The sequence below is a fragment of the Allobosea sp. genome (assembly GCF_036675845.1).
Taxonomy (GTDB): Bacteria; Pseudomonadota; Alphaproteobacteria; order Rhizobiales; family Beijerinckiaceae; genus Allobosea.
Window position 1 is genome coordinate 1 of the sequence record NZ_JAKFED010000075.1, and the last position, 2,008, is coordinate 2,008.

Consider the following 2,008-nt stretch of genomic DNA (forward strand, 5'->3'; position numbering starts at 1 on the left):
CTGGCTCGACAAGGCCTGGACCCGCCGCCACCGCTGCACGCCCTTTCTCGACAACGTGGTCGTGCTCGCACCTGATCCCGATTGGGTGAAGACGCTTCCCGGCGGCAAGTTGCCCGACCGCAGCGACTTCAAACGCTACGCCGACCGGTTCGAAGATCGCGTGCGCAACTGGGGCCGGGCCGCCGCCGAAAGCGAGCGGCTGGCCGACGAACTGGCCGAGGCACTGCAGCGAGGCTCGGGCATGCGAGTCGAGCCGCTGTGAAGCGAGCCCCCGACTGTGCAATCGCTTCTCGGCATCACAATCGCGCCATGTCCCACGGCGGCCGCGCTTCACGCCCGAGGCACCGGATAAATCGGGCTGAAGCGCGCGAACATTCGGCGAGCCCGCGCCCCGCGAGCTACATCGCCGCTTCGAGCATGGCCCGGTAGTCCTCGGCGCTGGCGAGGCGCGGATTGGTCTTGTGGCAATGGTCGGCCAGCGCGCCTTCGATCACCTTGTCGAAGCAGTCGCGCTCGACGCCGAGCGCAGCGAGACCGGACGCGAGGCCGAGGCGAGCGTTCATCGCCACGATGGCTTCGGGAATGTCGGCCGCCGACGCCAGCCCCATCGCGTGTGCCATGCGCTCCAGGCGGCGCTCGGTCCTGACGCTTTCGGCCTCGGCATTGAAGCGCACGACGGCCGGCAGGAACATCGCGTTGAGCGTGCCGTGGTGCAGCCGGGGGTTCACGCCGCCGAGTGCATGGCTGAGCGAATGCACGCAGCCCAGGCCCTTCTGGAAGGCCATGGCGCCCTGCATCGACGCACTCATCATCTGCTTTCGGGCCTCGCGGTCGCTGCCATCACTCGTGGCGCGTTCGATGTGAGCCCAGGCGCGCTCCAGGCCGTCGAGCGCGATGCCGTCGGCGGGCGGGTTGAAGGCCGACGACATGAAGGTCTCCATGCAGTGCGCGATCGCGTCCATGCCTGTGGCCGCGGTCAGGCCGGCCGGCAGGCCGAGCGTGAGATCCGGGTCGCAGATGGCCCCCTTCGGCACGAGGTGCCAGGAGTGAAAGCCCAGCTTGCGGTGATCGTCGACGATGACGATGGCGCCGCGCGCGACTTCGCTGCCGGTGCCGGACGTGGTCGGCACCGCGATGATCGGCGCCACGGCGGCGGTGATCCTCGCCGAGCCGCCTTCGATGGTGGCGTAGGTTTTCAGCTCGCCCGGATGCGTGGCGAGGATGGCCAGGCCCTTGGCCAGGTCGATGCTCGAGCCCCCGCCCACTGCCACCAGGCCGTCGGCGCGGTGCGCGTTCCAGATCTCGCGCGCGGCGCGCACCGCGGCTTCGGTCGGATTCGAAGGCGTGCCGTCGAAAATCGCCACCGGCAACTCTGCCAGTGCGTCGAGCGCCTTCTGCAGCACGCCGGCCGCGCGCACGCCGGCATCGGTGATGACGAGCGGGCGCGTGATGCCGACGCGGGCGCACTCGGCGCGGAGCTCTCGCACGGCGCCGAAATCGAACTGGACTTGCGTGATGTAGAAGATGCTGGCCATGGTGAAACGGGCTCGAGAAACGGACGTGGAGGGCAAGGCGAAACCGGCTCGCTGCGGCGGCACCCGGAGTCGACGCAGCGCAGACCGAGCCAGTATGCTCGTGGCCCGCAAGCCATGGCGCCGCCGCCCTGCCGGCCGATCTCGCACCGCCTCATGATCCCCGATGCACTGACCCCCGCCACGCGCAGCGTGCTGCAGCGCATTCATCGTGCCGGCCGCCCGCCGCTGTACACGCTGGCCGTCGAGGAAGCGCGCCTCGCCTACGAGATCGGCGCCGAGATCATGGATCTGCCGCGCGCGCCGCTGGCAAGAATCGAGGACCTTCAGGTGCCGGCGCGCGATGGCACCTCGCTGCGCGCCCGGCTGTACGCCAACTCGCACGAGCGCCTGCCCATGCTGCTGTACCTGCACGGCGGCGGTTTCACGATCGGCAACCTCGAAACGCACGACAGCCTGTGCCGCCAGCTCGCCCT

The 2,008-nt window shown here is 69.7% G+C and carries 3 protein-coding genes; 2 read left to right on the top strand and 1 reads right to left on the bottom strand.

What is annotated here, in order from left to right; genetic code table 11:
- The coding region (locus V6M56_RS08705) for a hypothetical protein (RefSeq protein WP_332682915.1) at nt 1-262 on the top strand (262 nt) is incomplete at its 5' end.
- Nucleotides 263-398: 136 nt separating this feature from the next.
- On the opposite strand, the gene V6M56_RS08710 is transcribed toward V6M56_RS08705, so the two are convergent.
- Nucleotides 399-1,535, bottom strand: coding sequence for an iron-containing alcohol dehydrogenase (locus V6M56_RS08710; protein WP_332682917.1), 1,137 nt, complete (start codon nt 1,533-1,535; stop codon nt 399-401).
- Between the two features lie 114 nt (nt 1,536-1,649).
- Between V6M56_RS08710 and V6M56_RS08715 the strand changes: the two genes are divergently transcribed.
- The coding region (locus V6M56_RS08715; RefSeq protein ID WP_332682918.1) for an alpha/beta hydrolase fold domain-containing protein at nt 1,650-2,008 on the top strand (359 nt) is incomplete at its 3' end.

Coding starts and splice junctions, on each gene's coding strand:
- V6M56_RS08710 (WP_332682917.1), bottom strand. CDS start 1,535: ATGGCCAGCATCTTCTACATCACGCAAGTCCAGTTCGATTTCGGCGCC.